Genomic DNA, 21,658 nt, shown 5'->3' with positions numbered 1-21,658 from the left:
AAACGATGGCGGTGGACCGGGACGAGGTGTTGGGCGTCTTGGCCGGGGTGAAGCACCCGGACGGAGGCGATCTGGTGAGCCGCGATCTGATTCGCGCGCTGACGGTCGAAGGCGGTGCGGTGCGCTTTGTGATCGAGGCGGCGACCCCGGACGAGGCGCGGGCCCTGGGATCGGCGCAGGCGGAGGCGGAGGCGAAGCTGAAGGGCTTGGCGGGGGTGACCTCGGTGCAGGTGGTGATGACGGCGCATGGGCCGGCGGCGAAGGCGGCGCCCCCGTCGCTGAAGATCGGGCAGCATCCGACGCCTCAGGCTGGCGGGCCGCAGCGGATTTCGGGGATCGACCGGATCATCGCGGTGGCGTCGGGCAAGGGGGGCGTGGGGAAATCCACGGTGGCCTCGAACCTGGCGGTGGCGCTGGCGCGGCGGGGGCGGAAGGTCGGGCTGCTGGATGCAGATATCTATGGGCCGAGCCAGCCGAAGATGATGGGGGTGAACCGCAGGCCCTCCAGTCCCGACGGCAAGACCATCGAGCCCTTGGTCGCGCATGGGGTCACGATGATGTCGATCGGCCTGATGCTGAAGGAAGACGAGGCGGTCGTCTGGCGTGGGCCGATGCTGATGGGGGCCTTGCAGCAGTTGTTGGGGCAGGTGGCCTGGGGGAAGCTGGATGTCCTTATAATAGACCTGCCGCCGGGGACGGGGGATGTGCAGCTGACGCTGTGCCAGCGGACGCAGCTGACGGGGGCGATTGTGGTCTCGACGCCGCAGGACGTGGCGCTGCTGGATGCGCGGAAGGCCCTGGACATGTTCGGCAAGCTGAAGACCCCTGTGCTGGGGCTGGTGGAGAACATGTCCACTTATATCTGTCCGAACTGCGGGCATGAGGCGCATATCTTCGGTCATGGCGGGGTGGCGGCCGAGGCGGCGAAGCTGGACCTGCCGTTCCTGGGCGAGCTGCCGCTGGCGCTGGATGTGCGGGTGGCCGGCGACAGCGGGACACCGATTGCGGCGACGGACGGGCCGTTGGCCGCACCCTATCTGGCGCTGGCCGACCGTCTGATCGCGGGCGGAATGGGCTGAGGCTTCACCATCCGATGACCTGACGAAACCCCGCCCTTCGTGGCGGGGTTTTGCGTTCCGGCGGTTGCGGGTTGATTACATACCAACTAGTCGGTATAGTTGTGGCACAGGATGCGAGTCGCACGACCGGCCTGCGCCACAAAGGGAGGACAAACCATGGCCAATTCCATCCGCACCTGCCTGTGGTTCCGCGACGGTCGCGGACCCGAGGCGGCGGCCTTCTACTGCAGCCTGATCCCGAACAGCCGGGTGGAGCACACCTTCTCGGCCGATGTCGGCCTGGGCACATTCTCGGTGACCGATTTCTCGCTGGGCGGCGCGCCCTACCAGATCCTGGACGCTGGGCCGCATTTCCAGCTGACCGAGGCGGTGTCGATCAGCGTCGAGACGGACGATCAGGCGGAAAGCGACCGGCTGTGGTACGCGCTGATCGCCGACGGTGGGGAGGAAAGCATGTGCGGCTGGCTGAAGGACCGCTATGGCGTCTCATGGCAGGTCTTCCCGCGGCGATTGACCGAATTGACGATGCACTCGGACGGAAAGATCGCGGCGGCGGCTTCGGCCGAGATGATGAAGCAGAACCGGATCGACCTCGCCCCAATCGAGGCCGCCGTCGCGGCGGTGGCCTGAGCTGATGCGGACGCTCCGCATTATCGAACATGTCTCACTGGATGGGGTCATCCAGGCTCCGGGCGGGCCGGAGGAGGACCGGGAGAACGGGTTTGACTGGGGTGGCTGGGCCTTTCCGCATGCCTCGGAAGAGGGCGGGGCGGCCATCGACGCCGCGCATGGCACGGGGTTCGACCTGCTACTCGGCCGCAAGACCTATGACATCTTCGCGGGCTACTGGCCGAAACAGGCCGGTCCGATGGCCGACAGCCTGAACGCTGCGCGAAAGTTCGTGGCGACGCACCGGCCCGAAAGCCTTGGCTGGGGGCCGGTGGAAGGCCTTGGATCGGACATCGCGGCGGGCATCGCGCGGGTGAAGCAGGCGGGCGGGCCGGACCTGATCGTCTGGGGCAGTTCCACGCTGACGCCGCTTCTCATCTCGGAGGGGCTTGCGGACGAAGTGCTGCTGCTGGTCTTCCCGGTGACGATCGGGCGGGGCAAGCGGATCTTCTCGGATATCGGGCAGCCGACCGGGCTGCGCTTGATCGAAAGCAAGGCGACGCCCACGGGCGTCATCCTATCAAGGTATCAACCCGCCGGCGCGATGCGCTTGGGCAGCTATTGAGCGGAGGATCAGATGAACGACATTCCAGCCGACCAGCGCTATCGCCCCGAGGACCGGATCATGCAGGGGGTGATCCCCTATCTGGCCCTGCCCGGTCAGGCGGGTGCTGCGGCGGACTTCTACATGAAGGCTTTCGTCGCCAAGGACATCGGGCGGATGCCGTTCGAAGGACGGCCCGGCCAGTTCATGCACGTGCAGGTCGAGATCAACGGCGGCGCGCTGATGTTGACGGACAATGACATGATGTCGAGCGCGGTCGGCGGAACTGATCCGATCCCGCGCGGGCATTTGCAGCTGGTGGTCCCGGACGGTCAGGTCTGGTGGGACCGGGCGGTTGCGGCGGGATGTACCGTAGTCGCCCCGTTCGAGAAGCAGTTCTGGGGCGATACCTGGGGGCTTCTGTCCGACCCGTTCGGGCTGAAATGGGCGGTGTTGACACCTGATCCCGCTCTTTGGGAGAAGCAGCCATGAGGGGATGGTGACCGATTGACGACAGTGACCCGGGTTCCAAGGGGCGAAGCGCGCGCGCGGCTGATCGAGGCTGCGCGCAGTCTTGTCCGCCACCGGGGCTTTGCGGCAACGTCGGTTGATGAGCTTTGCGCAGCGGCGGGGGTGACGAAGGGGGCCTTCTTCCACCATTTCCCGTCGAAAGAGGCGCTGGGCGTCGCGCTGGTCGATGACTGGACCGCGATGACCGGGGCGATGTTCGCGGCGCATCCCTACAACACGAAGGCCGACCCGCTGGACCGGGTCTTTGCCTATATCGACCTGCGGCGCGAGCTTCTGGGCCAGCCCTTGCCCGAATTCTCTTGCGTGGCCGGGACCACGGTCCAGGAAAGCTATGAGACCTCACCCCCGATCCGGGCTGCGGCGGAACGCAGCATCCGGTCGGGGTTCGATCATGTCCGGCGGCATCTGGAAGAGGCGCTGGCGGCGCATCCGGTGCCGGGGATCACGGCTGACAGCCTGGCGCAGCAGTTCCAGGTGGCGACGCAGGGCGGGATCATCCTGGCCAAGGCGCTGAATGATCCCGCGCCCGCGCGCGAGGCCTTCGACCATCTGGAGCGCTATCTGCGGCTGCTGTTCGGCCGCTGACCCCGGACGCTTTCCCCATGCGTGGGAAAGTGGGGCTTTCGAATCACACATTCTGGGAAAATCCGGGAAACGCCGGTCCGAAGCTGGCCCGAACGCCTTTCCACGCGCAGATTCCGTGGGAATGACCCCGGGTTTTGGGCGGTCACGGTCTGATCGCAGCACTTCCCGGCAAGTCACGGGACTGTCAACTCCCGTGATGGGACCACAAGATGTAGGGCAGACTTGGGCGGTATTCGCCTAGAGATTGAAGGTTTAGGGCTGAAAGCGCCACAAGATGCTGGATTCAGGGGTCTTTCGACACAAGATGCGGGGCGCTTTCCCAAGATTTCCCTTGCCAGCCCATGATTTCCCAGTCATACATATCTCACACGGATGAGATGGGCAGTGAAAATCAGGGGCGGACTTAAGACCCCGAACAAGGCGTAAGGCAGCTTCATACAGGCAGCCCCTTTCATCGGTGAACAGAGATCCGGCGCGCAAGCGAGCAGCATCTCCCCCAGGTGGCAAGCGTAGCTGGACGCCCAGCGATGGGACAGCGGCGGATCGGGTAGTGGCAGCAACCCGATCCGCCTTTTTCTTTTTCATCGCAGGTGTTTGGAAGTTTAGGTGAAGGTCGCGACAAGGCGATGGCAGAGCGGTTCGTAGGCGAGATCTACCAGAAGGTGGATGCCAAGGCGCGGGTGTCGATCCCGGCCGACTTCCGCACGATCCTGAAAGAACTTGATCCCACCGCCCCCGACGCAGCGCGTCCGCGTGTTCACATGGTCTACGGCGGGCCGATGCGGACTTTCGTCGAGTGCTACAGCAAGCAGGCGTTCGAGGCCCTGGCCGCCGACATCGAGTCGATGGAGGAAGGTGACGAGCGGGACGACGCCGAGCTGAACCTGATTACCCGGTCGGTCAAGGTCGAGGTCGAGCCGGATGGCCGCATCGTCCTGCCCCAGCGCGTGCGCGAGAAGATCGGCTTCGGCGACGAGATGCCGGACAAGGCCGAGGTCGTCTTTGCCGGCAAGTCGGACCGTTTCCTGATCTATCGCCGCGATGTCTATGACGCCGCCTTCGGCAATATCTCCAAGGTCGAGAAGGAAGGTGCCGTGGATCCGCGCAGGCTGGTCTCGATGCACAAGCGCAGGGGCTGACCATGCCCGGTCCGCTGCCCCGATCCTCCAACGCTGGCCATCCGACCCCCGATCCCCATGTTCCGGTGCTGATCGACGCGATCCTGCGGGAATGTGCCCCGGTGGCCGGTGTCTGGCTGGACGGGACGCTGGGGGCGGGGGGCTATACGCGGGCACTGCTGGCGGCCGGGGCGGACCGGGTGATCGGCGTGGACCGCGATCCGCTGGCGCTGGAGATGGCGGGGGCCTGGGCCGGAGCTTATGGCGACCGGGTGCGTCTGGTGGCGGGGACGTTCTCGGACCTTGATGAATTGGCGGGGGAACTGCTGGACGGGGTGGTGCTGGACCTCGGGGTCAGTTCGATGCAGCTCGACCAGGCGGAACGGGGGTTCTCCTTCATGAAGGACGGGCCGCTGGACATGCGGATGAGCCAGTCGGGCGATAGTGCTGCCGACCTGGTGAACACGGCGGACGAGGGCGTGCTGGCCGATATCCTGTATCACTACGGCGAAGAGCGGGCCTCGCGCCGGATCGCGCATGCCATCGTGGCGGCGCGGGGGATGGAGCCGATCACGACGACGGCAAAGCTGGCCGAGATCGTCGCGAAGTGCCTGCCGCGCCCGAAGCCGGGGCAGTCGCATCCGGCAACGCGCAGTTTCCAGGCGATCCGCATCGCGGTGAATACGGAATTCCAGGAACTGGCCGAGGGGCTGAACGCTGCGGAACGGGCGCTGAAGCCGGGGGGTCTCTTGGCGGTGGTGACCTTCCACAGCCTTGAGGACCGGATCGTGAAGCGGTTCTTCCAGCTGGCCAGCGGCCATGAGGCGAACGCCAACCGCTATGCCCCGGCCAAGGCGGACACAGCGGCCAGGTTCGAGATGGTGACGCGCAAGGCTGTGGCTCCGGACGAGGCGGAAGTGGCCCGCAACCCGCGCGCGCGGTCGGCCAAGCTGCGGGTCGGGCGGCGGACCGCGGCCCCGGCCCGGACGCTGTCGGCAGCCGATCTGGGCCTGCCCGAGATTCAGAAGAAAGGACGCCGCTAGATGCGCGCCGTTTTGTATGTGCTGTCGTTTCTGGGCCTGATCGCGCTGGGCTTCTGGGCCTACCGCGAGAACTATGCGACGCAGGCCGCCCTGAAAGAGGTGGAGGCCCTGCAGCGCCAGATCGTCGGCCTGCGCGAGGCGCTGTCGGTGCAACGGGCGGAATGGGCCTACCTGAACCGCCCGGACCGTCTGCGTGACCTCACCACGGCGAACTTCGACCGGCTGGGACTGTTGCCGATGGAGCCCTCGCAGTTCGGGACGGCGGCGCAGGTCGTGTATCCGCGGGCGAAACTGCCCGAGATCAGCTTCAGCACCGACATCCAGGGCACGCTTGCCGAACCCGAGGAGGGGCTATAACCCATGCGCACGCCGCTTCGCCCCTTGGCCCGTATCCTGCAGGCCCGGCAGGACGGATTGAACCCCGACAGCATCGAGAAGGAAAACCTGCGCATCCGGCACGAGGCGCTGCGGGAAAAGGCGCGGGGGCGGGCGCAGTTCCGGCTGGTGATCCTGTGCGCGAGCTTCGTGGTGGCGTTCGGGGCCATCGGCGCGCGGATGGGGCTGATGGCCGCGACCGAGCCGATGGAGCCGCGGGCGAGTGCTCCGGGCGCCGAGATCATCGCGCAGCGGGCGGACATCACCGACCGCAACGGGCGGGTGCTGGCCACCAACATGACCACCCATGCGCTGTATGCGCATCCCAAGGTCATGGTCGATCCCAAGGGGTCAGCCGAAAAGCTGGCCGAGATTTTCCCGGAACTTGACGCAAAGGCCCTGGCGCGGCGGTTCACCGACGGGCGCAGCTTTGTCTGGGTGCGCAAGGTGTTGTCGCCCGAACAGATGCAGCAGGTGCACGAGATCGGCGATCCTGGGCTTCTGTTCGGCCCGCGCGAGATGCGGCTTTACCCGAACGGGGCGCTGGCAGCGCATGTATTGGGCGGCACATCCTTCGGGGCCGAAGGCGTCCATTCGGCGGAAGTGATCGGTGTGGCGGGGATCGAAAAGGCGCTGGATGCCCGGTTGCGCGATCCGGCGCAGGGCGGCAAGCCTTTGGCCTTGTCCATCGACCTGACGCTGCAGTCCACGATGGAAGAGGTGTTGTCGGCGGGCATGGGGATGCTGAACGCCAAGGGCGCGGCGGCGATCCTGATGGATGCGCGGACGGGGGAAATCCTGGCGCTGGCGTCCTTTCCGACCTTCGATCCGAATGACCGGCCAAGCCCGCTGGTCGACAAGAATGCCGAGCCCGGGGACAGCCCGCTGTTCAACCGCGCGGTGCAGGGGGTGTATGAGCTTGGCTCAACCTTCAAGATCTTCGCTGCGGCGCAGGCGATGGAGCTGGGGCTGGTGTCACCGGAAACGATGGTGGACGCCAATGCCCCGATGCAGTGGGGCAAGCACAAGATCAAGGAGTTCGAGGGCAAGAACTATGGCCCGCTGCTGTCGGTCAGTGACGTCATCGCCAAGTCGTCGAACGTCGGAACGGCGCATATCGCGCTGATGATCGGACCCTTGCGGCAGCAGGCCTTCCTGAAATCGCTGGGCTTTTTCGATCCGACGCCTTTGGAACTGGTCGAGGCGCCGGGGGCCAAGCCGCTGATCCCGAAGAAATGGCCGGAGATCGTGACCATCACCACGTCCTACGGGCACGGGATGTCGGCCTCGCCCATGCACCTTGCGGCGGCCTATGCGGCGATTGCGAATGGTGGGGTGATGATCAAGCCGACGCTTCTGAAGAAGGACGGCCCGACGACGGGCGTCCGGGTGATGAGCGAGAAGACCGCGCATGAAGCGGTGGCCATGCTGCGGCGCGTGGTGACCGAGGGGACGGCGTCCCTGGGTGACGTTCCGGGCTATGAGGTCGCAGGCAAGACCGGGACGGCCGACAAGCCCAAGAAATCCGGGGGCTATTACAAGGACAAGGTGGTGAACACCTTTGCCTCGGTCTTCCCGGCCAGCAATCCGCAGTATGTGCTGATCGTCACGCTGGACGAGCCGCAGGATGACACCCTGTCCGAGACGCGCCGCACGGCGGGCTGGACGGCGGTGCCGGTCGCGGCCGAGATCATCCGGCGCGTCGCCCCGCTGATGGGTCTGAGACCCAAACTTGAACCCCCTGCCATGGATGCGGTAACAGCCGCCAGCAACTGAGGGTTCATGGCATGGCAGCGCGCGCGAAACGGCTTTCCGACCTTGGGCTGACGGCCCGGGCTGGTCGCGATCCGGCGCTGTCCGGGATCACTGCCGACAGTCGGGCGGTGCGGGCCGGGATGCTGTTTGCCGCCCTGCCGGGCACGGTCACTCACGGCGCGAAGTACATCCCGGCGGTGCTGGAACAGGGCGCGGCGGCGGTGTTGACCGATGCGGCGGGCGCGAAGATGGCGGCTGAAGCTTTGGCCGATACGGACGTGGCGCTGGTGGTGGCCGAGGATCCGCGCGCCGCTTTGGCCTGTGCGGCGGCGCTGTGGTTTGGTGCGCAGCCCGAGGTGATGGTCGCGGTGACGGGGACGAACGGGAAGACGTCCGTGGCGACCTTCACCCGGCAGATCTGGGCGGCGCTGGGGCGCGAGGCGATCAATATCGGCACGACGGGCATCGAGGGGGCCTGGACGGCCCCGAGCGGCCATACGACACCGGACCCGATCACCCTGCAAAAGCTTCTCGCGGCGGCGGCGCAGGGCGGCGTGACCCATGCGGCGATGGAAGCCTCCAGCCACGGGATCGACCAGCGGCGGCTGGACGGGGTGCGTCTGTGCGCGGGTGGCTTCACCAACCTGACGCAGGACCATCTGGATTATCACGGCACGATGGAGGCCTATTTCGAGGCCAAGGCGCAGTTGTTCACCCGTCTCCTGCCCGAGGACGGGGTGGCGGTGGTGAACCTCGACGGTGCCCGCGGGTCGGACATGGCGGAACTGGCGCTGAACCGGGGCCTTCGGGTGCTGACCGTGGGCAAGGGGCAGGGGGCGGACCTGCAGATTGCCGCGACACGGCCCGATGCAACGGGGCAGGAGGTGCGCTATCTGTGGCAGGGCCGGGCGTTCCAGACGCGGCTTGCGCTTATCGGGGCGTTTCAGGCCGAGAACGTCGCTGTGGCGGCGGGGCTGGCGATTGCGGCGGGAGAGGCCCCCGAGGCGGTGCTGGGCGTGTTGCCTCGGCTGACCGGAGTGCGGGGCCGGATGCAGCTGGCGGCGACGCGGCGGAACGGGGCGGCGGTCTATGTGGACTACGCGCATACGCCGGACGCCATCGAGACCGCGCTGCGGGCGCTGCGGCCGCATGTGATGGGGCGGATCGTGGTGGTCTTCGGGGCGGGCGGCGACCGGGACCGGACCAAGCGGCCCCTGATGGGCGAGGCCGCGCGCAAGTATGCGGACGTGCTTTATGTCACCGACGACAATCCGCGCACCGAGGACCCGGCGTCCATCCGTCGTGCCATCCTGGAAGCCTGCCCCGAGGCGCATGAGGTGGGCGACCGGGCCGAGGCGATCCTGCGGGCGGTGGATGCCCTGTTGCCGGGCGATGCGCTGCTGATCGCGGGCAAGGGGCATGAAAGCGGGCAGATTGTCGGGACCGATGTCTATCCGTTCGACGATGTGGAACAGGCGAGCGTGGCCGTGGCAGCGCTGGATGGGGTGATCTGATGGCGCTCTGGACATCGTACGAGGGGGTCGCGGCGACAGGCGGGTGGGCGACACGCGCCTGGGAAGCCGATGGCGTGTCGATCGACTCGCGGACGATTGCCAAGGGCGATCTGTTTGTTGCGCTGAAGGACGTGCGAGATGGGCATGATTTCGTGGCGCAGGCACTGGAGAAGGGCGCTGCAGCGGCCTTGGTGGACCGTGTGCCTGAGGGCGTGGCCCCGGATGCTCCGCTGCTGATCGTGCCGGACGTGCTGCGGGCGCTGTCGGCCCTGGGGGCGGCGGCGCGGGCGCGGACGCGGGCCAAGGTCGTGGGTGTCACCGGGTCGGTCGGCAAGACCTCGACCAAGGAGATGCTGCGGGCGATCCTCTCGGGGCAGGGGGCGACCCATGCGGCGGAAGCGAGCTACAACAACCATTGGGGCGTGCCCCTGACGCTGGCGCGGATGCCGGTCGAGACCCGGTTTGCGGTGATCGAGATCGGGATGAACCATCCGGGCGAGATCGCGCCCCTGGCGCGGCTGGCCGATCTGGACGTGGCGATGGTCACCACGGTCGCCCCGGCGCATCTGGAGGCCTTCGACAGTGTCGAGGGCATCGCACGGGAAAAGGCCTCGATCTTCGAGGGGCTGCGCCCGGGCGGGGTGGCGGTGATGAATGGCGACATCGCGACTGCGGACATTCTGGCGGCCAAGGCCGCCGAGGTTGGCGCGCGGGCCGTCCGGTTCGGCACCGGCCCGGATGCCGACTGGCGGCTGGTCGAGGCGCTGCCCTCCGAGACAGCCACGGTGTGCCGGGCCACGCGGGGCGGCGAGCCGCTTCTGTTCAAGGTGTCATCCCCCGGTCGGCACTTCACGCTGAACGCGCTGGGCGCGCTGGCGGTTGCCGAAGCCTTGGGGGCTGACCCGATGATCGCGGCGCATGATCTGGGGCGCTGGATGCCGCCTGCGGGACGCGGTCAGCGCGAACGGATCGTGCTGGACATCGTGGAAGAGACCTATGTCGACATGATCGACGATGCGTTCAACGCCAACCCGGCCTCGATGGCCGCCGCGCTGGATGTGCTGATCGCGGCCAAGCCCACCGACGGCATCGGCCGGGTGGGCGGCGGGCGGCGGATTGCCGTCCTGGGCGACATGCTGGAGCTGGGCCCGACCGAGGCTGCCCTGCATGCCGAGATTGCCCGGCATCCAGGACTGGCGGCAGTGCAGGTCATCCATTGCGTCGGCCCCCGTATGCAGGCGCTGCACGCAGCCCTTCCCCGCCGCCAGCGCGGCGAATGGGTCGAGACCGCGCAGGAACTGGCCCCCCGTGTCCGCACCCTGGTCGATGCGGGCGACATCCTTCTGGTCAAGGGCTCGAAGGGATCGAAGGTCAGCCTGGTCGTTGACGCGCTACGGAAAATGGGGCAGGGCACGCCGCCGACAGAAGGATCTGCGTAAATGTTCTACTGGCTGACCGAGTTTTCCGATGGCGGGGACTTCTTCAACCTGTTCCGCTATACCACGGTCCGCGCCGGCGGGGCCTTTGTCACGGCGTTGATCTTCGGGTTCCTGTTCGGACGTCCGTTGATCGACCTTCTGCGCCGCAAGCAGGGCAAGGGCCAGCCGATCCGCGATGACGGACCGCAAAGCCATCTGGCCAAGGCGGGGACCCCGACGATGGGCGGCCTGTTGATCCTGTCGGCGCTGATCTCTTCCACGCTCCTCTGGGCGCGGCTGGACAGTCCCTATGTCTGGATCGTGCTTCTGGTCACCATCGGCTTCGGCCTGATCGGCTTTGCCGACGACTATGCCAAGGTCACCAAGCAGAACACCAAGGGCGTCTCATCGCGGGTGCGCATGGGGATGGGCCTGCTGATTGCGCTGCTGGCGGCCTATGCGGCCGCGATGTTCCACCCGCCCGAGCTGACCAACCAGCTGGCCTTCCCGTTCTTCAAGGACGCGCTGCTGAACTTGGGCTGGTTCTTCGTGCCCTTCGGCATGGTGGTGATCGTAGGCGCCGCGAATGCGGTGAACCTGACCGATGGCCTCGACGGGCTGGCGATCATGCCGGTGATGATCGCCGCCGGGACGCTGGGGATCATTTCCTATGTCGTGGGACGGGTCGACTATACGACGTTCCTGGGCGTGCATTACGTGCCAGGCACATCCGACCTGATGGTCTTTGCCGCCGCCCTGTTCGGGGCAGGCCTTGGCTTCCTGTGGTACAACGCGCCCCCTGCGGCGGTGTTCATGGGGGATACCGGGTCGCTTGCGCTTGGCGGGGCGCTGGGGGCCATCGCGGTCTGCACCAAGCACGAGATCGTGCTGGCCATCGTCGGCGGGTTGTTCGTGGTCGAGGCTTTGTCGGTCATCATCCAGGTCCTCTACTACAAGCGGACCAAGAAGCGGATCTTCCTGATGGCCCCGATCCACCACCATTTCGAAAAGAAGGGCTGGGCCGAGCCGCAGATCGTGATCCGGTTCTGGATCATCAGCCTGATCCTGGCGATGATCGGTCTGGCGACGCTGAAGGTGCGTTGACGGCAGGGCCCGGGTGGGGTCCGCACTCGGACGGCGCAGAACTGAATCAATCCGCAGGGTGATCGGCCAGCGGGGCCGGACTGCAACCGATTGCGACGCATCGATTCAATCGTAACGAGAGTATTGCGCCCATTTGGAGAACAATCAGGGGCGCAAGGCCTTATTTCAGTCACGAACGCGCAAAGTTATCGACCCATTTGCGGGTAGTCTCGAAACTTGTCGTGTTAACTTTAACTGCGAGACACAAGATGCTTGGCAACAAAAGATTGGGTTGGGCGGTAGCGATTGGACTTGGTTTGGTCATGCCGTCCCTTGCGTCGGCGCAGGAGGCTTGCACCACCTATACCGTGAAGGACGGCGATACGCTGGGCTCGATCGCGCAGTCCGCCTACGGCACCTTCGACTATCAGCTGATCTTCAACGCGAACCGCGAGATTCTGGCCTCGGGCGCGAATGTCCTGAGCGCCGGGACCCAGCTTGTCCTGCCCTGCGAGGACGGGCGCCTTACGGCTGATGCCGAGGTCGGCACCATCATCCAGCAAGAGGCCGACAAGGCCGCTGCGGCCCCGAAGAAGGACGGCGCCTACCGCCCGGCGGTGCGGGTGCTGACGGCGAATGGCTGGGCCGCATTTACCGACGAATCTCTGCCGGGCGGCGGCATGTTCGTCCGTCTGGTGACCACTGCGCTGGAGCGGGCCGGAAACGATATGGCCTACAAGGTGTCCTATGTCGACGACGTGGTGTCCCATATCGACACGCTGCTGCCCTCAGGCGCGTTCGATGTCGGGATTGCCTGGGACATCGAGGACTGCACCAACGCGGACCTGCTGCCCGATCTGGCGCGCAAGCTGTGCCTGGAGTTCAACTTCTCGGACCCGATCTACGAGATCGTCTATGGCTATGCCACAATGGCCGACAGCAAGTACGCCGAGGCGCGGAGCTATGATGATTTCGCCGGGGCGCGCATGTGCCGTCCGGTCGGCTGGGCAAGCTCGGACCTGATCCGGAACGGTCTGGTGGAACCGCTGGTGACCTGGGTGCGGCCGGAGGCATTCAACGAATGCTACGAAAAGCTGCAAAGCGGCGAAGTCGATGTCTATGCAATGGATGTAGAATTCATCGCGGGGAACCTGAAGGAGGACCCGGAGGGCGGCAAGAACGTGGTGGTGAACAGCTACCTGGCAGAGTTCATGCCGCAGGGCTTTGTTGTCCTGAAGTCCAACCCGCGGGGGCGGGACTATCTGGATGCGGTCAACGCGGGCCTGCGCGAAATGCGCGAGTCAGGCGAGTGGTATGATGTCGTGGCCTCCAGCCTTGCGGCCTACAACAACATCGCCCAGTGACTGGGGTCGGGGACGGTTCGGGCCGCTGGTCTTGGCCGTCCCCGGCAAGGCAAAGACCCGAATAGTGTCGTTTTTGATCGAAAAGCAGTCGTATTGACTGCGCGATTCCCCATGTTCGGGAAAATGACCTGACGCATTCCCGCTAACGTCCCGCAAGCTGAAACAGACCGCCAGGGAGGTGACGGGATATGACGAAGCGACAGATGGGGGGCGTGGGGGCTGCGTTCGGGCTTGTCCTGGGGTTGCCTGTGGCTGCCATGGCGCAAGAGGCCTGCACGACCTACACGGTCAAGGAGGGGGACAGCTTGGGCTCGATCGCCCAGGCGGCCTATGGGTCCTACAATTACCAGATGATCTTCAACGCCAACCGTGAAGCCATTGCCAGCAATCCAAGTGACCTGCCGGTCGGCCTGCAACTGGTCCTGCCCTGCGAGGACGGGCGCCTGACCGCCGGTTCTGAACTGAGCAGCGTGATCTCTGCCGAAACCGCCAAGCAGGCCGAGACGAGCGATCCGAACCGCCCCTACAGCCCGCCGATCAAGCTGGTCACCGGCAACGACTGGAAGCCCTTCACGGATGAAAGCCTGCCCGGGGGCGGCATTTATGTGCAGATGACCGTGACCGCGCTGAACCGCGCAGGCAACGCCAGCGCGCACAAGATTTCATTCGTCGATGACTGGGATGCCCATATTCAGGCCCTGTTGCCGTCGAACGCCTTCGACATGTCGATTGCCTGGTCGAAGCCCGATTGTTCCAAGCTGGACATGCTGGGCGAGTTTGCGGTCAAGATGTGCACCGAGTTCGAATTCTCGCTGCCGCTCTACGAGGTTGCCTATTCCTACAACACGCTGGTCGACAGCAAGTATGCCGGCGCGCGCGCGTTCTCCGACTACCTGGGCGCCACGATCTGCCGTCCCGAGGGCTGGCCGATCAGCGATCTTGAGGTGGAAGGCCTAGCCGAGCCAACGGTGACTTTCGTGCGCCCGAAGACGCCGATGGAATGCGCCGAAATGCTGCTGGCGGGCGAAGTGGACCTGTATTCGCTGGAGATCGAGACCACCACAGCCAACTTCGAGGCGCTGGATGCCACGGACAAGGTAGAGCTCAACCCGGCGTTGGCGACCTTCAACACGCATCATCTGGTGATCGCCAAGTCCAACCCGCATGCGAAGGAATACATCGAGATTGTGAACCGCGGCCTGCAGGAGATGCGGGAAAGCGGAGAATGGTACGACATCGTGGCGACGGGTCTTTCGGCCCACAACACGTCGAAGGAATAGGATCAGCGGCTGTCAGGTCAGACGGCCTGGCAGCATCCGTCCCCGGCATAAGGCCCGGACCCGTGCGACTTTCGCGGGCCGGGCCAGCCGCATCCTGACGGCAAAATCATCACCGGAATCGGGCCGGTTTCGTGCTAAGGTTGCGGCATTGAACCGGAAAGGATTTTGCCATGAAGCTGCGCGCATTGGACATCGCCACCTTCAATCTGCTGAACCTGAATGAGCCCGGCCTGCCCTTGTATGGCGATGACGATGCCTGGCCGCAGGATGTCTATGACCGGAAGATCGACTGGACCCGGGCAGTGATGACCCGGCTGAAGCCGCATGTGATGGGGTTTCAGGAACTGTGGCATCGCGCCTCGCTGGAACGGGCGGTGGCGGCGGCAGGGCTGGCGGCGGATTATGACCTGCTGATCCCGCCCGACGCGGACGGCAAGCGCATCGTCTGCGCGGCCATGGTGGCCAAGGGGTTGCTGGTGGGCCAACCGGAGTGGATCACCGTTTTCCCCGAGGGCTTTGTCCTGGAAAGCCGGGGCGACGATCCGCAGACCGCGGCGATCAGCGTGAAGCTGCGCAGCTTCTCGCGCCCGGTCCTGCATTTCACCATCCGCCCGCGCGAGGATCAGGCGCTGGTCCATGTCTTCGTCTGCCATTTCAAGTCGAAGGCCCCGACCAAGGTCTTCCGCGAGCGCTGGTTCAATGCCGACCGCGACCGATACAGGCCGCATCAGGGCAATCTCGGCGCGGCGCTGTCGACGATCCGGCGGACGGCCGAGGCCTCGGCGCTGCGGTTCCTGCTGACCGGGCTGATGCGTGGCAACGACGCGCCGGTCATCGTGCTGGGCGACATCAACGACAGCCAGATGTCGAACACGGCAAACATCCTGACCGAACAGCCGCAGTATCTGGTGGGCGACAGCATCGGTGGCGGGGACGCGGCGCTGTACACTGCGCAGACGCTGCAGGAATACCGCAACACGCGGGATGTCTATTACACCCATATCCACCAGGACATGATGGAAAGCCTGGACCATATCCTGGTCAGCCAGGAGTTCTACGACAACAGCCGCAAGCGGGTGTGGCTGTTCGACGGGATGGTGGTGATGAACGACCACCTGAACTGGGACGACCACAAGGAAAGCGGGACGAACGATCACGGCATCATCTCGGCCCGGTTCAAGTACCGCCCGATGAAAGCTGAGGCGCAGGCATTGGTCTCGGGGCCGGTAGCCTGACACAGAAGGCGGCGGGCTTGCGGCAAGGTGTTGCAGGACGTCGTCACCCGGGGCTTCGGTGAAAAGGTGCGGATTGGACAACTCTTGCGAGAATGGAACCTGTCCCCTACACCATTTCGGACCGTCGCAGCGTGACGGCCGTGGACCTGCAGGACGAACGTGACGCGACTGAACCAGATGTCTGCCTTTGCCGAGGCCCCCGGATCGGGCTGGCCTGAGACTGCTTCGGACATGGGTGCAGATACGGGCGAGGCGGCGCTGGTCGCCCGCAAGGCGGTGCTGCGGGGTGAGTGCGAGGCCCTGTTCCTGCAACTGCGTGAGGCGGGTCCGGCCGAGGCGGTTGCCTTGCGGGCCGGGCTGGAGCGCGCGCATCGGGCGCTGATGGCGGTGGTGCAGCAGGTTGCGAACCGGCCCTGGGACGGGATGGCCCTGGCCGAACAGCAGGCCGAGATCGGTCAGCTTCTGGTCGAGGCAGTGCAGGTCCTGGGACGGACGGGGCTCGTGCGGCTGTCCGAGGCGATGGCTGGCTTGCGGGTGGGCCGGATGGGCCCGGCCGACATGATCCTGGCCGAACTTGCCGATCTGAACGCCGCCCCGGCGGACCTGGCGGGGCGGCTCGCCTTTGCCCGGGGGGTGATCGCCGAAGCCGCCTTGCGCTGGACCGAGGCGGCAAACCACTACCTGGAGGCCGCGCGGTTGAACCCCGACCTGCGGTCCCTGCAGAAGGCACGCGCGCTCGCCTGCCAGACTAGCGACCTGACGGCGGCCTTCCGCTTTGGCAAGGGGCTGCTGGTGCTGGCCGAAACCTCAGGTCTGGCCGCGGACCGCGCGATGGCGATGGCCGACCATGCGCTGACGCTGGAAGCGCAGGACCGCCTGTCCGAGGCGGAAGGGATGCTGCGCAAGGCGGTTCTGGTGGGGCGCGGTGCGGCGGGGATTGCCGGTGTGGACCATGCCCGGCACCTGGCGCAACTGGCCCGGGTGCTGGAGGCGCAAGAGCGGTTCGCGGATGCCGAAGGCGTGCTGCGCAAGGCGCTGACGGTCACCCGGGAAACCCTGGGCGAGGCGCATCCCGACTATTGCGCCCGGCTGAACGCGATGGCGCTAATCCTGCAGGCCCAGGATCGCGACGCTGAGGCGGAACCCTTGCACCTGAAGGCGCTGGACCTGTCGGGTCGTCTGGCAGGCGGGACGCACCCGGTGGCCATCGAATGTCTGACCGGTCTGGCGCAACTGGCCGAACGGCACGGCCGCCCCGATCTGGCCGAGCGGCACTACCGGCAGGCCCTGCAGCTTGAGCAGACGCTGATCGGCCGGACGCATCCCGAGTTCGCCGGGCGCATCTGCGCCCTGGCCGAAGCGGTCCGGGCGCAGCGCCGCCTGCCCGAAGCGGAGACGCTGTTCCGCACGGCGCTGGAGATCGACCGGGCGACCATCGGCGAGGCGCATCGCGACTATGGCATCGGCCTGAACAACCTGGCCGGGGTGGTCGAGGCGCAGGGTCGTCCCGCCGAGGCCGAGGAGCTTTACGCGGCCGCACTCACGATCTTCCGCGCCACGCTGGGTGACCTGCATCCGGCGACGCAAAAGGTGACGCGGAACTTCCGCGCTCTGATCGCGGCGCATCTGCCGGGCTCGGCCCACCGTCCAGGGGTCGAGGCTCTGTGGGCCGCCGGGCAGGCCGGTGCGCCGGGACTGGCGGCTGGCGCCTAGCGGCGGAAATGCACCCAGCTGAGCCGGCCGGTGGGCGAGCAGCGGAAATCCCGCGAGGTCTTCAGGTCGGCATCGGTGAAGTCGATCTTCGGCAGCGAGAAGCCTGCCGCGTAACGGAAGTGCCAATAGCGCGCGGCGGCAACGCCGTAGATCGCCTGGATCACCATCACGGAACTGGCCCGGCCATCGACCACCCCGTGGATCACCGGGGCGGATGACAGTTCCATCGCGCGGAAGATGTCGGCGCAGAAGGCGAGACCACGCTCGTCCCAGAACTTCGGGCCGTCCAGAAGGACGAAGTCATAATCGTGCTTCGGGATGTTGCCGTGGATATAGCCGCGGAACATCGCGATCTCGAACTTCTCGCGCGGGCCAAGGACGATCTCGACCACGTCGCGGCAGGCATCGGGCAGCATCGTCTCGGCGGTCGCGTGCCATTCGGGGACGCTTTCCATGCTGACGATGCGGCCCTGGTAGGTCGGGTCCTCGCGCCGCAGGCGGTGGACGGCGGCGGCAAGGATCAGGGTCGAAGAGCCGGTGCCGGATTCAAGGATCCAGTTCGGGCGGTGCTTCAGGATGCGCTTGACCGCTGCCCACATGGTGATGGCTTGAGTGCCCGTGGTGGTCGAGCCTTTGGAATAGGCCTTCAACTGGGCATGGATGCCGGGCAGCGCGCGCTCCAGCTGCCAGCGGCAGTAGCGATTTCCGATCTTCTGCAATACCTTGCGCATGGGCGTCCCTGTCCGGCCGGTCCGTAGGGGTCTGTCGCCCCGGGTGGACCCGTTGTCGGCGGGACAATGCCCGTGGCGGCGGGAATAGACAAGGCGGACGGGGTTTGCCGGGCGGCACCGGGCCGATCACCCCCTTTCCCTTGTCGAGCGCGTCCCCTATCCCTGTCTCAGCGCAAAGGGGGAAGGCATGATCCCGGTCAAGGGTTACAAGGGCGAGAGGGTTGCGGTGCTGGGGCTGGGCCGGTCGGGGCTGGCGACGGCGGCGGCGCTGCAGGCCGGGGGGGCAGAGCCCTTGCTCTGGGACGACAGTCCCGAGGCGCGGGCCAAGGCCGAGGCCGAGGGGTTTACGCAGACCGACCTGACCCGCCACGCCGCGCTGGAAGGGGTGGCCTGTCTGGTGACATCTCCCGGCATCCCGCATCTCTATCCGGCGCCGAACCCGATCATCGCCCGGGCGTTGGAACTGGGGATCCCGGTCGACAACGATATCGGCCTGTTCTTCCAAAGCGCCGCGGGGCCGGAATGGGACGAGATGGAAACCCCGCCAAAGATCGTGGCGGTGACGGGGTCGAACGGCAAGTCGACGACAACGGCCTTGATCCACCACATCCTGCAGGTCGCAGGCAAGCCCACGCAGATGGCGGGGAACATCGGCAAGGGGGTGTTGTCCATCGACCCGCCCGTCGATGGCGAGGTGGTGGTCTTGGAACTGTCCTCCTACCAGACCGAGCTTGCCCGGGCGCTGACGCCGGATGTGGCGGTCTTTACGAACCTCTCGCCGGACCATCTGGACCGGCATGGCGGGATGGGCGGCTATTTCGCTGCCAAGGCGCGGCTGTTCATGCTTGGCGGGCCGGACCGGGCCGTGGTGGGGGTGGATGAGGTTGAAGGGCGGTATCTGGCGGGCGCGCTGGGGCAGGGGCCGCAAGATGACCGGGTGATCCGGGTGTCGTCGGGTCAGAAGCTGGAGGGCTACGGCTGGTCGGTCTTTGCCCGGAAGGGGTTTCTGGCGGAATGGCGCAAGGGGCGGCAGGTGGCGTCCATCGACCTGCGCGAGATCAAGGGGTTGCCGGGTGCGCATAACCACCAGAACGCCTGTGCCGCCTATGCGGCCTGCCGGTCGCTGGGGCTGGCGCCGAAGCTGATCGAGGGGGCGCTGCATTCCTTTGCCGGTTTGCCCCACCGCAGCCAGCTGGTCGGCGAGAAGGGCGGGGTGCGGTTCGTCAATGACTCGAAGGCGACGAATGTGGATGCGGCGGCGAAGGCCTTGCAGGCCTTTCCGAAGATCCGCTGGATTGCCGGGGGGATGGGCAAGGACGGTGGGATTTCGGCGCTGAAGCCCTATCTGGGCTCGGTCGTGAAGGCCTATCTGATCGGCCATTCGGCGCGAGACTTCGCCTTGCAGATCGGCGACCTGCCGCATGAGATCTGTGAGACGATGGAGCGGGCGGTGGCGCGGGCGGCCGAGGAGGCAGTGGCGGGGGAGGTGGTTCTGCTTGCCCCGGCGGCGGCGAGTTTCGACCAGTATCCGAACTTCGAGAAGCGGGGCGAGGACTTCACCGCGCGGGTGAAGGCGCTGATCGGCTGACTTCAAGCGCGGGTTCGGGCGGTTTTCTGATGGAGCGCTGACGCGCAAGTCTATTGTCTCGTCGTCGGGCCTTGCGCCCTCCTCCTCGGAGAGCGCGCCGCGCGGGAGTATTTGGGACATGGGCAAATCGGGGCGGGAGAGTGTTGTCCCGCCCCGTTTGTGTCAGACGGCCAGCAGTTTCCCGTCCTGGCCGGCGGAAGCCTCGGCCTTGTCCAGAAGGACCTGCAGCGCGGCACCCCGGGCGAAGTCGGGGTCGGCCGGGCCTTCGCCGCGGATGGCGGCGATGAAGCGCTGGTAGACGGTGGGGACGGCGGGGCAGTCGACGTCTACCCAGGTGCCAGTGTTGATGTCGTCGCCCAAGCAGGCGCGCAGGTGGCTTTCCGCTTTTTCGAACCGCACTTCCAGACCGCCGGTCATGCCGTAAAGCCGCAGGCGCAGGTCGTTCAGGTGGCCGGTCGCAAAGCGGGTGGCCGCTACGGTGCCAAGCGCGCCGTTGGACAGGCGGACCTGCATCGTGGCGCTGTCGTTGGCGTCGAGGACGTATTCGCCGATCTGACCGCCGGGTGCCTTGTCGAAGGTCTGCAGCAGGCAGGAAATCTGCGTTGCATCCATCCCGGCAATGAAGGTCGCGAAGTCGAGGATATGGATGCCGACGTCGCCCAGGACGCCCTTGGAACCGTGCCTTGTCGACAGGCGCCAGAGCCACTGCGGCTCCTTGTCCCAGGCTCCCCAGGCGGGTTGGGTGAGCCAGCTTTGCAGGTAGGAGGCCTCGAAATGCCGGATGGTGCCGATGGCGCCGGCGCGGACCATCTGGGCGGCCTTCTGCAGCGCGGGGACGTTGCGGTAGGTGAGGTTCACCATGTTGACGACGCCCGCCTTCGCCGCAGCTGCCGCCATTTCGCTGGCATGGGCGGCGTTGGTGGCGAGCGGCTTTTCACACAGGACATGCTTGCCCGCAGCCAGGAAGGGCAGGGTCGTCGCATAGTGGGCGGCGTCGGGAGTGACGTTCGTGACCGCGTCGAACTCACCCCAGGCGATGGCGTCCTGGACGGAGGCAAAGCCGTGCGGGATGTTGTGGGCCTGCTGGAAGGCGGCAAGCTGTTCGGGACGGGTGTCGATCCCGGCGACGACGGTGACGCCGGGAATGGCGGCAAAGTGGTCGGCATGGTTCTTCGCCATGCCGCCGGTGCCAAGGATCAGGATGCGGACGGGTTGCATCAGCGGAACCCCGCCTCGCCGTCGTGGTGCAGGCGGGGGCCGCGTTCCTCCAGCGGTTCCAGCGTCTTGCCGATGGGGGTGTTCGGGGCGTCGGTCGGTTTCGCCAGCCGCGCCTCGGGGTTGTAGGCCCAGCGGACGCCGTTGGTGATGACCTTCTGCACCAGGGGCTGGTGGTAGGTCGGATAGGTCTCATGCCCCGGGCGGAAGTAGAAGATGTTCCCCGCGCCGCGCCGGTAGGTGAGGCCCGAGCGGAAAACTTCGCCGCCCTGGAACCACGAAACGAAAACGGTTTCCAGCGGTTCGGGGACGCCAAAGGGCTCGCCGTACATCTCTTCGTATTCGATCTCGAAGTGGTCGGGGATGCCGCGGGCGATGGGGTGGTGACGGCTGGTGACCCAGAGGCGTTCCCGTTCCCCGGCCTCGCGCCAGGACAGGTTGCAGGGCGTGCCCATCAGCCGCTTGAAAGGCTTGGAGAAGTGGGCGGAGTGCAGGAAGATCACGCCCATGCCGGACCAGACGGCCTCGGCCACGCGCTCGACGATCTTGTCATCGACGTCGCCGTGGGCGGCATGGCCCCACCAGATCAGCACGTCGGTTTCCTTGAGCTTGGCTTCGGTCATGCCATGCTCTTTGTCCTGCAGCGTCACGCTGGTCGCCTTGATCCCGTCTTCCTTGTTCAGGAACTCGGCGATCGTGCCGTGCATGGTCTTGGGGTAAACCTCGGCCACCACCTTGTTCTTCTGCTCGTGGACGTTTTCGCCCCAAACGGTGACTCGTATGGTCATAAGTCGTCTCCATGGATAAGGATACGCGCC

Annotated in this window: 20 protein-coding genes; 17 read left to right on the top strand and 3 right to left on the bottom strand. The window is 66.1% G+C overall.

The window, feature by feature from the left end; translation table 11 throughout:
* Window positions 1-5: 5 nt before the first annotated feature.
* From E8M84_RS09160 to E8M84_RS09085, 16 genes are all read left to right on the top strand, one after another.
* A complete protein-coding gene (locus E8M84_RS09160; RefSeq protein WP_137110918.1) occupies window positions 6-1,079 on the top strand; it encodes an Mrp/NBP35 family ATP-binding protein in 1,074 nt (357 codons plus the stop codon).
* A gap of 156 nt (window positions 1,080-1,235) precedes the next feature.
* Window positions 1,236-1,709 carry a VOC family protein gene (locus E8M84_RS09155; protein ID WP_137110917.1) on the top strand — a complete coding sequence of 158 codons (474 nt, stop codon included), beginning with the start codon at window positions 1,236-1,238 and terminating at the stop codon, window positions 1,707-1,709.
* A gap of 4 nt (window positions 1,710-1,713) precedes the next feature.
* Complete coding sequence (locus tag E8M84_RS09150) at window positions 1,714-2,313, top strand: dihydrofolate reductase family protein (RefSeq protein WP_137110916.1); 600 nt, start codon at window positions 1,714-1,716, stop codon at window positions 2,311-2,313.
* Window positions 2,314-2,325: 12 nt separating this feature from the next.
* Window positions 2,326-2,784 carry a glyoxalase/bleomycin resistance/extradiol dioxygenase family protein gene (locus tag E8M84_RS09145; RefSeq protein ID WP_137110915.1) on the top strand — a complete coding sequence of 153 codons (459 nt, stop codon included), beginning with the start codon at window positions 2,326-2,328 and terminating at the stop codon, window positions 2,782-2,784.
* A 24-nt stretch (window positions 2,785-2,808) separates the two neighbouring features.
* Window positions 2,809-3,408, top strand: coding sequence for a TetR/AcrR family transcriptional regulator (locus E8M84_RS09140; RefSeq protein ID WP_205914615.1), 600 nt, complete (start codon window positions 2,809-2,811; stop codon window positions 3,406-3,408).
* 626 nt (window positions 3,409-4,034) lie between these two features.
* Window positions 4,035-4,547 (top strand): division/cell wall cluster transcriptional repressor MraZ, encoded by a 513-nt coding sequence (locus E8M84_RS09135; protein ID WP_137110913.1) that lies wholly within the window; start codon window positions 4,035-4,037, stop codon window positions 4,545-4,547.
* A gap of 2 nt (window positions 4,548-4,549) precedes the next feature.
* Entirely contained in the window at window positions 4,550-5,569 is a 1,020-nt protein-coding gene (rsmH, locus tag E8M84_RS09130; protein ID WP_137110912.1) for a 16S rRNA (cytosine(1402)-N(4))-methyltransferase RsmH, read from the top strand.
* Complete coding sequence (locus tag E8M84_RS09125) at window positions 5,570-5,926, top strand: cell division protein FtsL (protein WP_137110911.1); 357 nt, start codon at window positions 5,570-5,572, stop codon at window positions 5,924-5,926. It begins immediately after the preceding gene.
* 3 nt (window positions 5,927-5,929) lie between these two features.
* Window positions 5,930-7,720, top strand: a complete 1,791-nt coding sequence (locus E8M84_RS09120) for a penicillin-binding protein 2 (protein WP_137110910.1) — start codon at window positions 5,930-5,932, stop codon at window positions 7,718-7,720.
* Window positions 7,721-7,731: 11 nt separating this feature from the next.
* The gene (locus E8M84_RS09115; RefSeq protein ID WP_137110909.1) at window positions 7,732-9,213 is read left to right on the top strand and encodes a UDP-N-acetylmuramoyl-L-alanyl-D-glutamate--2,6-diaminopimelate ligase; all 1,482 of its coding nucleotides are present in this window, start codon (window positions 7,732-7,734) and stop codon (window positions 9,211-9,213) included.
* On the top strand, window positions 9,213-10,652 hold the full coding sequence (murF, locus tag E8M84_RS09110; RefSeq protein ID WP_394347401.1) for a UDP-N-acetylmuramoyl-tripeptide--D-alanyl-D-alanine ligase: 1,440 nt from the start codon (window positions 9,213-9,215) through the stop codon (window positions 10,650-10,652). The genes E8M84_RS09115 and murF overlap by 1 nt, the downstream gene beginning before the upstream one ends.
* The gene (gene mraY, locus E8M84_RS09105; RefSeq protein WP_137110907.1) at window positions 10,653-11,735 is read left to right on the top strand and encodes a phospho-N-acetylmuramoyl-pentapeptide-transferase; all 1,083 of its coding nucleotides are present in this window, start codon (window positions 10,653-10,655) and stop codon (window positions 11,733-11,735) included.
* A 302-nt stretch (window positions 11,736-12,037) separates the two neighbouring features.
* Window positions 12,038-13,078, top strand: a complete 1,041-nt coding sequence (locus E8M84_RS09100; RefSeq protein WP_240790337.1) for a LysM peptidoglycan-binding domain-containing protein — start codon at window positions 12,038-12,040, stop codon at window positions 13,076-13,078.
* A 188-nt stretch (window positions 13,079-13,266) separates the two neighbouring features.
* Complete coding sequence (locus tag E8M84_RS09095) at window positions 13,267-14,358, top strand: LysM peptidoglycan-binding domain-containing protein (protein WP_137110905.1); 1,092 nt, start codon at window positions 13,267-13,269, stop codon at window positions 14,356-14,358.
* A 170-nt stretch (window positions 14,359-14,528) separates the two neighbouring features.
* A complete protein-coding gene (locus tag E8M84_RS09090; RefSeq protein WP_137110904.1) occupies window positions 14,529-15,593 on the top strand; it encodes an endonuclease/exonuclease/phosphatase family protein in 1,065 nt (354 codons plus the stop codon).
* A 159-nt stretch (window positions 15,594-15,752) separates the two neighbouring features.
* Window positions 15,753-17,306, top strand: a complete 1,554-nt coding sequence (locus E8M84_RS09085) for a tetratricopeptide repeat protein (protein ID WP_137110903.1) — start codon at window positions 15,753-15,755, stop codon at window positions 17,304-17,306.
* Here E8M84_RS09085 and E8M84_RS09080 read toward each other — a convergent pair.
* Complete coding sequence (locus E8M84_RS09080) at window positions 17,303-18,037, bottom strand: hypothetical protein (RefSeq protein WP_137110902.1); 735 nt, start codon at window positions 18,035-18,037, stop codon at window positions 17,303-17,305. The two genes, E8M84_RS09085 and E8M84_RS09080, sit on opposite strands and share 4 nt — an antisense overlap.
* A gap of 187 nt (window positions 18,038-18,224) precedes the next feature.
* Here E8M84_RS09080 and murD point away from each other — a divergent pair, with 187 nt between their 5' ends.
* The gene (gene murD / locus E8M84_RS09075) at window positions 18,225-19,625 is read left to right on the top strand and encodes a UDP-N-acetylmuramoyl-L-alanine--D-glutamate ligase (RefSeq protein WP_137110901.1); all 1,401 of its coding nucleotides are present in this window, start codon (window positions 18,225-18,227) and stop codon (window positions 19,623-19,625) included.
* Window positions 19,626-19,787: 162 nt separating this feature from the next.
* Here murD and E8M84_RS09070 read toward each other — a convergent pair whose 3' ends face one another.
* Together E8M84_RS09070 and E8M84_RS09065 are read right to left on the bottom strand one after the other, a co-directional pair.
* Entirely contained in the window at window positions 19,788-20,843 is a 1,056-nt protein-coding gene (locus tag E8M84_RS09070) for a Gfo/Idh/MocA family protein (RefSeq protein WP_137110900.1), read from the bottom strand.
* Window positions 20,843-21,628, bottom strand: coding sequence for a ThuA domain-containing protein (locus E8M84_RS09065; RefSeq protein ID WP_137110899.1), 786 nt, complete (start codon window positions 21,626-21,628; stop codon window positions 20,843-20,845). Before E8M84_RS09065 ends, E8M84_RS09070 begins: the two co-directional genes overlap by 1 nt.
* Window positions 21,629-21,658: the final 30 nt, after the last annotated feature.

Source organism: Rhodobacter sp. SY28-1 (assembly GCF_005222785.1).
Lineage (GTDB): Bacteria > Pseudomonadota > Alphaproteobacteria > Rhodobacterales > Rhodobacteraceae > Tabrizicola.
This window is presented reverse-complemented; position numbering and strand designations above follow the sequence as displayed.

Bases quoted from the DNA above. Each gene is read 5' to 3' on its own strand.
- rsmH (WP_137110912.1), top strand. From the start codon at position 4,550: ATGCCCGGTCCGCTGCCCCGATCCTCCAACGCTGGCCATCCGACCCCC.
- E8M84_RS09125 (WP_137110911.1), top strand. From the start codon at position 5,570: ATGCGCGCCGTTTTGTATGTGCTGTCGTTTCTGGGCCTGATCGCGCTG.
- E8M84_RS09160 (WP_137110918.1), top strand. From the start codon at position 6: ATGGCGGTGGACCGGGACGAGGTGTTGGGCGTCTTGGCCGGGGTGAAG.
- E8M84_RS09155 (WP_137110917.1), top strand. From the start codon at position 1,236: ATGGCCAATTCCATCCGCACCTGCCTGTGGTTCCGCGACGGTCGCGGA.
- murF (WP_394347401.1), top strand. From the start codon at position 9,213: ATGGCGCTCTGGACATCGTACGAGGGGGTCGCGGCGACAGGCGGGTGG.
- E8M84_RS09080 (WP_137110902.1), bottom strand. From the start codon at position 18,037: ATGCGCAAGGTATTGCAGAAGATCGGAAATCGCTACTGCCGCTGGCAG.
- mraY (WP_137110907.1), top strand. From the start codon at position 10,653: ATGTTCTACTGGCTGACCGAGTTTTCCGATGGCGGGGACTTCTTCAAC.
- E8M84_RS09120 (WP_137110910.1), top strand. From the start codon at position 5,930: ATGCGCACGCCGCTTCGCCCCTTGGCCCGTATCCTGCAGGCCCGGCAG.
- E8M84_RS09145 (WP_137110915.1), top strand. From the start codon at position 2,326: ATGAACGACATTCCAGCCGACCAGCGCTATCGCCCCGAGGACCGGATC.
- E8M84_RS09115 (WP_137110909.1), top strand. From the start codon at position 7,732: ATGGCAGCGCGCGCGAAACGGCTTTCCGACCTTGGGCTGACGGCCCGG.
- E8M84_RS09070 (WP_137110900.1), bottom strand. From the start codon at position 20,843: ATGCAACCCGTCCGCATCCTGATCCTTGGCACCGGCGGCATGGCGAAG.
- E8M84_RS09150 (WP_137110916.1), top strand. From the start codon at position 1,714: ATGCGGACGCTCCGCATTATCGAACATGTCTCACTGGATGGGGTCATC.
- E8M84_RS09135 (WP_137110913.1), top strand. From the start codon at position 4,035: ATGGCAGAGCGGTTCGTAGGCGAGATCTACCAGAAGGTGGATGCCAAG.
- E8M84_RS09095 (WP_137110905.1), top strand. From the start codon at position 13,267: ATGACGAAGCGACAGATGGGGGGCGTGGGGGCTGCGTTCGGGCTTGTC.
- E8M84_RS09090 (WP_137110904.1), top strand. From the start codon at position 14,529: ATGAAGCTGCGCGCATTGGACATCGCCACCTTCAATCTGCTGAACCTG.
- murD (WP_137110901.1), top strand. From the start codon at position 18,225: ATGATCCCGGTCAAGGGTTACAAGGGCGAGAGGGTTGCGGTGCTGGGG.
- E8M84_RS09100 (WP_240790337.1), top strand. From the start codon at position 12,038: ATGCCGTCCCTTGCGTCGGCGCAGGAGGCTTGCACCACCTATACCGTG.
- E8M84_RS09065 (WP_137110899.1), bottom strand. From the start codon at position 21,628: ATGACCATACGAGTCACCGTTTGGGGCGAAAACGTCCACGAGCAGAAG.